A 6,000-nucleotide genomic window follows, 5' to 3' on the forward strand; every position below is an offset into this window, starting at 1 on the left:
GATCATGACGGGAATGCAATCGGATGGCGGCTTGTTCGCGGCCACGCCGGCTCGCAAAGTCGGGCGCGTTACAATCGCCGATTCAAGCCAGCCGCGAGCCAGCCAGGGGGAGAGTATCCGATGAGCGACGACAAGCCGGGCAAGGGGCTCAGCCGCCGCCTCCTGATGCTGAACGCCCCGGTCGCGGGGGCCGCGACCGTCGCAACGCCGGCGCTGGCCCAGTCCGGCCGCAGCGACAACGACCCGAACGACGCGCCGGGCCGTGGCCGCAGCGGGGCGACCGATTCCGACCCGAATGACGGTCCCGGACGTGGCCGCGGCCGGGCGCCCTCCGGCGTCACCGATTCCGATCCCAATGACGGACCGGGCCGTGGGCGCGGGCGCCCGTCCTCGGGCGTCACGGATTCCGATCCGAATGACGGTCCCGGCCGCGGGCGGGGCCGGCCGCCCTCCGGCGTCACCGATTCCGACCCCAATGACGGGCCGGGCCGTGGGCGGGGTCGTCCGCCCTCCGGCCTGACCGATTCCGACCCCTCGGACGGGCCGGGCCGCGGACGCGGCGCGCGCCCCCAGAAGTAGGGTCGTCCTTAGGCCGGCGCTGCGGCGGGCAGTCGCCGCAGCCGGACCAGATCCGACACCAGCACGACCAGGACCGAAGCGGCGAAGCCCGCCCCGGCCAGCCAGATGCCGGCGGCCGGCCCCTGCCCCGCCGCCAGCGCGCCGCCCGCCAGCGCGCCGAGCGGTCGCACGCCATAGATCGCCACCTGCAGCACCGCGCCCACGCGCCCGAGCATCGCCGGCGGGGTGACGATCTGCCGGATGCCGGTCTGGCAGATCAGCCACATCATCGGCCCGAAGCCGACCATGAACAGAGCCGCGAAGGGCAGCAGCACGCCGCCGGCTGGGGCAGTCAGCAGCAGCACGGGGGTCGCGACCGAAAGCCCCGGCCCGGCAACCAGCACGGCATTCGGCCCGAAGCGCCGCTGCACCCAGGCCGCCAGCGCCGCACCCGCGATCATCCCTGCCCCGTAGCCCGCCTGTGCCAGGCCGAGCCGCGCCGGATCCAGGCCGAGCGGCCCCAGTGCGAAGGGCACGATGGCCGCCAGCAGGGCGAAGAACGCGAAGTTCCACGCCAGGGCGCAGCCGAAGATGCCGCGCAGCAGGGGCTGGCGCAGCACGAAACGGGCGCCCTCGGCCAGTTGCGCGCGGATCGGCGGTCGCGCCGGGGCGACAGGCGCGGCCGCCCGCGGCAGGTGCCACGCCACGCCGAAGGCCAGCAGGGCACCCAGCACCGCCAGGCCATAGGCCGCAACTGGCGCACCGCGTGCCGCCAGCAGCCCGGCCAGCGGCGGCGCGGCGAGGCTCGCCACCGCGCGGGCCAGTTCCAACCGCGCATTCGCCGCCGCCAGGGCCTCCCGCGGCGCGAAGACCGGCACCAGGCTGCCGGCGGTGAGCACGAACAGCACCGTGCCGCAGGCGGCGATGAAGGTCGCGACACCGAGCAGCGGCGCCCAACCGCCGAGCGCCGCCGGCAGGGCGAGTGCCGCCCCGGTGGCGGCCGCGATGGCGGCGGCACACAGCAGGGCAACCCGCGCGAATCGGTCCACCAGGAGGCCCGCCGGCAGCGAGAAGGCCAGCCAGGCCGCCGCCTGGGCGGCCAGCAGCGCGCCAACCAGCCCGGGCCCGGCGCCGAGCACCAGCACCGCCGTCAGCGGCAGCGCCGCCATGGCCAGTTGGTCCGCGCCATGCAGCCCGAAGGCGGCGAGCGACAGGCGATTGAGAGGGGTAATCGGGATCATGCGAGGCGCTCCGTTCGGATGCCGCCTGCGTGCCACGCCATGCGGCCCGCCCGCCTTCCGCCCGTTGCGCCGGCATGGCACGCCTTATTCGCGTCCCAGCCGCGTGTTTTGCTAGGAAGACCAGGTCTGGAATCGAGGATTCGCTTGCCGTGCCACTGAAGCCACTGAAGAAGGCCGTGCTGCCCGTCGCCGGCCTCGGCACCCGCTTCCTGCCCGCCACCAAGGCGCTGGCGAAGGAGATGCTGCCCGTCGTCGACAAGCCGCTGATCCAATACGCGGTGGACGAAGCCCGCGCCGCGGGCATCGAGCAGTTCTGCTTCATCACCGGCCGCGGCAAGACCGCCATCGTCGAGCACTTCGACGTCGCCTTCGAACTCGAACGCACGCTGACCGAGCGCAACAAGGCGGCGGAGCTGGAACTGCTGCGGTCCCAGGCGATGACGCCGGGTTCGATCGTGACGGTGCGCCAGCAGGTGCCGATGGGCCTTGGCCACGCCATCTGGTGCGCGCGCGCCTTCGTCGGCGACGATCCCTTCGCCATCCTGCTGCCGGACGACCTGATGATGTGCGACGTGTCCTGCACCGCGCAGCTCGCCGCCGCCTACAAGGAGACCGAGGGCAACGTCGTCGCCATCGAGGAAGTGCCGATGGAACGCGTCAACCGCTATGGCGTGCTTGACGTGGCGGAAGACAAGGGTCGGCTCGTCTCGGTGAAGGGCCTGGTCGAGAAGCCGCCGATCGACAAGGCGCCGTCCAACCTGACGATCATCGGCCGCTACGTGCTGATGCCCGAGGTGATGGGCTTCCTGTCCAAGCTGGAGAAGGGTGCGGGCGGCGAGGTTCAGCTTACCGATTCCATGGCGAAGCTGATCGGCGTGCAGCCCTTTCACGGCCTGCGCTACGAGGGCAAGCGCTTCGATTGCGGCGACAAGGCCGGCTATCTCGAAGCGCAGGTTGCCTTCGCGCTGAAGCGACCGGACCTCGCCCCCGCCATGCAGGCGATCCTCAAGGCCTATGGCTGAGGGCGCGCTTCCGGGCGGGATGCCCCCGGCCGGGCGAGATCTTGCCGGTTATGGCCGCAACCCGCCGGATGCAGCCTGGCCCGGCGGGGCGCGCATCGCCGTGTCCTTCGTCGTCAATGTCGAGGAAGGGGCGGAACTGTCCATCGCCAGCGGCGATGAGCGCAACGAGAGCGGGCCGGAGACCGGACAACTCGTGCAGGGGGCGCCCGATCCCTGCATGGAGACGCATTTCGCCTATGGCTCGCGCGTGGGGATCTGGCGTGTGCTGGATGCCTTCGAGGCCTTCGGAATGAAGGCGACGTTCAATTCCTGCGGCCGCGCGGTGGCGATGACACCCGCGCTGGCCTCGGCGCCGGCGGCGCTCGGCCATGAGGTCAGCGCCCATGGCTGGCGCTGGGAGATGCACGCCAATATGGATGAGGCGCAGGAACGCGCCGTCATCGCCAGGGCCGTCGCGACGCTGGCGGACGCCGCCGGCACACGGCCGGTGGGCTGGCACACCAAATCGGCGCCGTCGGTGAACACGCGGCGGTTGCTGCTGGAGGAAGGCGGCTTCCTCTACGATTCCGACGCCTATGACGACGACCTGCCGCGGCTGGTGCCGGGCGTGGGCGGGCGCCCCCACGTCATCCTGCCCTATGCCTTCGACACCAACGACATGCGCTTCCGGCCCGGACAGGGCTTCGTCTTCGCTGAGGATTTCTCCCGCTATTGCATTGCCGCCTTCGACCGGCTGATGAAGGAGGGCGGGCGGATGATGTCGATCGGGCTGCATCTGCGCACGATCGGCCGGCCGGCGCGCATCGGCGGGCTGGAGCAGATCCTGGAACACGTCGCCAGGGCCGGCGATGCCGTCTGGGTGGCGCGGCGGAAGGATATCGCGCAGCACTGGATCGACCGTTTCGGCTGAGGCGCGGTCCCGAAATCGTGCTTTGCCGCGGATCGGCGCTCGCGGCTTCGTCACCGCCATGGGGGACCAGCAGTTTCGATTCGGCAGGCGGGCACTGGCGATGGCCGGCGGGCTGGGGCTTGCCGCGATCGCGCAGCCGGCCGCGGCAACCGACCCGCGGCTTCAGGACGCGGTGCTGCGGGAGGTGAACGCCTTCCGCGCCAGCCAGCGCCGGCCGGCCTTGCGGCTCGACCCGCGGCTGTCGCAGGCGGCCACGATGCATTCCATCGACATGCTGCAATGGGGCCGGATGAGCCATACCGGCAGCGACGGCAGCGACCCGGGCGCCCGTATCAACCGCACCGGCTACCGCTGGCGGTCGTACCGGGAGAATGTCGGCGCCGGCTACATGGATGTGCGGCAGGTCGTGGAGGGCTGGATCACCAGCCCGGGCCACCGCGCCAACCTGCTCGCCGATGATGTGACGCAGGCAGGCGTCGGCTATGCCGGTGGGCCGGGCGTGATGATGGGCAACGTGCCGCGGCTGTTCTGGACGCTTGTGCTGGCGACGCCTGCCGCGAGCCGATGAAGCGCTTCGGTTGGCGCCGGGGATCCCGCCCGTAGGCTTCCGCGCTCGACAGGCACGGCGGAGGCGGCAATGGTCCAGGGTTTCGCGGCATTTCTCATCCTGGCATCGGCAGCCGCACCGGCGATGGCGCAGGAGCGCCGTTGCGGCTGGCCGCAGAACCCAGGGCCAGCCGATGCCGCCGGGCATGCGCGAGATCACCGGCATGACTGGGCAGGATTGGGCCCGCCCGCAGGGGAACTACGGACATGGCTGCGCCTGCCTGACGGTCCAGGCGAACCCGGCGACGCGCGTCGTCACGCGCGTCCTCGCGTCCAGCCAGTTGACCATCGCCCGTTGCGAGGCCGACCGCGCGTTGCCGACACCCTCACGCGCGGCGCCCTTCCTATGCCCCGGACGCCCGGACCACCGGCGCCCATCGCGCCGCCTCGCGCGCCACGAAGGTGCTGATTTCGGCGGGCGAGGGATCGCCAAGCGCCACCATGCCGATCGCGGCCCAGCGCTCGCGCGCGACGGGTTCCGCCATGGCGGCGGAAAGGTGCATCCGTAGCCGCCCGACGATCTCGGTCGACAGCCCCGCCGGCCCCGCCAGCAGGAACCAGTTCGAGGCGACCGAGCCCGGGAACCCTGTTTCGACGATCGAGGGCACGTTCGCCACGGAAGACAGCCGCGTCTCGCTGGTCACGGCAAGGCCACGGATGCTGCCGCCCTGCAACCCGCCGGTATGGGCGCCGACGGTGTTCCACAACGACGTCGTGTTGTTGCCAAGGATCGATTGCTCGGCATCCGCCGCGCCGCGGAACGGGACATGCAGCAGCTCCACGCCGGCCTCCTGCGCCCAGAGCATGCCAGCGAGGTGCCCGACCGAACCGACGCCGGATGAGCCGAAGGACACCGCGTCGCGCCGCGCCGCCGCGGCCGCCTTGTAGTCCGCCATGCTGCGGATCGGCCCGTCGCCCTTCACCGCGCACAGGATCGGCGCGCCGCCGAACATGGTGACGTAGGCGAAGGACCGTTCCAGGTTGTAGGCCGGCGGCGGCGTCATGCTGACCGAGACGGCGAGCGGGCCGGTGTTGGTGACCAGCAGCGTGTAGCCATCCGGCGCCGCGGCGGCGACCTGCGCGGTGCCGACCGCGCCGCCGGCGCCAGGCCGGTTCTCGACGATGAAAGGTTGGCCGAAGGCGCGTTCCATGCCCGCGGCGAGGTAGCGCATGACGATGTCCGAGGTGCCGCCCGGCGCATAGGGATTGATGATGCGCACAGGCTTGTTCGGCCAGGCGCCTTGGGCATGCAGCGCGGAGGGCGCAGCGAGCACCGCGGGGACGGCGAGGAGGAAGCGGCGACGCAGCATGGATTGCCCTTTCCGGCGGCAGAGCGCGGTCCCGTCTGACCGTGCTCCGGGCAATCGCCGGGCAAGGGTGGCAGCCGGCACCGCTCCGCCTGGAATGAGCAAGTCACATGCCGCGCACCGGCGCGGCAGTGCGGGTCAGCGGCTGGCCGAAGCCGTGCCGGACGGGCGGCGCACCGGCGGCGGCAGGCTACCGCGGGCCGCGCTGACCGGCGGGGTGGAACGGCTACCCTGTTCGATGCGCGCCGTGTTGCGCGCCGCCGTGCGTTGGGCCGCCGGTCGCGAGGCCTGGCGCCCGGAAGTACCGCTTTCTCTTCCCCCCCCCCCCCAACCCCCCAAAACCGGAGAAGCAGCTG

Annotated in this window: 6 protein-coding genes and 1 pseudogene; 5 read left to right on the plus strand and 2 right to left on the minus strand. The window is 72.0% G+C overall.

Features of this window, described 5'->3' with window-relative positions; all coding sequences use genetic code 11:
- Nucleotides 1–120: 120 nt before the first annotated feature.
- Nucleotides 121–579 (plus strand): hypothetical protein, encoded by a 459-nt coding sequence (locus AC2YHJ_RS26995; protein ID WP_487399287.1) that lies wholly within the window; start codon nucleotides 121–123, stop codon nucleotides 577–579.
- Between the two features lie 8 nt (nucleotides 580–587).
- Here AC2YHJ_RS26995 and AC2YHJ_RS27000 read toward each other — a convergent pair whose 3' ends face one another.
- A complete protein-coding gene (locus AC2YHJ_RS27000; RefSeq protein ID WP_487399288.1) occupies nucleotides 588–1,799 on the minus strand; it encodes an MFS transporter in 1,212 nt (403 codons plus the stop codon).
- Between the two features lie 149 nt (nucleotides 1,800–1,948).
- Here AC2YHJ_RS27000 and galU point away from each other — a divergent pair, with 149 nt between their 5' ends.
- From galU to AC2YHJ_RS27020, 4 genes and pseudogenes are all read left to right on the plus strand, one after another.
- Complete coding sequence (galU, locus tag AC2YHJ_RS27005; protein ID WP_487399289.1) at nucleotides 1,949–2,821, plus strand: UTP--glucose-1-phosphate uridylyltransferase GalU; 873 nt, start codon at nucleotides 1,949–1,951, stop codon at nucleotides 2,819–2,821.
- A complete protein-coding gene (locus tag AC2YHJ_RS27010) occupies nucleotides 2,814–3,731 on the plus strand; it encodes a polysaccharide deacetylase family protein (protein ID WP_487399290.1) in 918 nt (305 codons plus the stop codon). Before galU ends, AC2YHJ_RS27010 begins: the two co-directional genes overlap by 8 nt.
- Nucleotides 3,732–3,831: 100 nt before the next feature.
- Nucleotides 3,832–4,299: a CAP domain-containing protein gene (locus AC2YHJ_RS27015; RefSeq protein ID WP_487399291.1), complete on the plus strand. Its 468-nt coding sequence runs from the start codon at nucleotides 3,832–3,834 to the stop codon at nucleotides 4,297–4,299.
- A 10-nt stretch (nucleotides 4,300–4,309) separates the two neighbouring features.
- A pseudogene (locus AC2YHJ_RS27020) lies at nucleotides 4,310–4,642 on the plus strand (DUF4087 domain-containing protein); the annotation flags it as partial.
- Between the two features lie 39 nt (nucleotides 4,643–4,681).
- Here the strand turns inward: AC2YHJ_RS27020 and AC2YHJ_RS27025 are convergent.
- Nucleotides 4,682–5,647, minus strand: a complete 966-nt coding sequence (locus tag AC2YHJ_RS27025) for a Bug family tripartite tricarboxylate transporter substrate binding protein (RefSeq protein ID WP_487399292.1) — start codon at nucleotides 5,645–5,647, stop codon at nucleotides 4,682–4,684.
- Between the last annotated feature and the right edge of the window lie 353 nt (nucleotides 5,648–6,000).

This window comes from Roseomonas sp. SRI_022 (assembly GCF_057586215.1).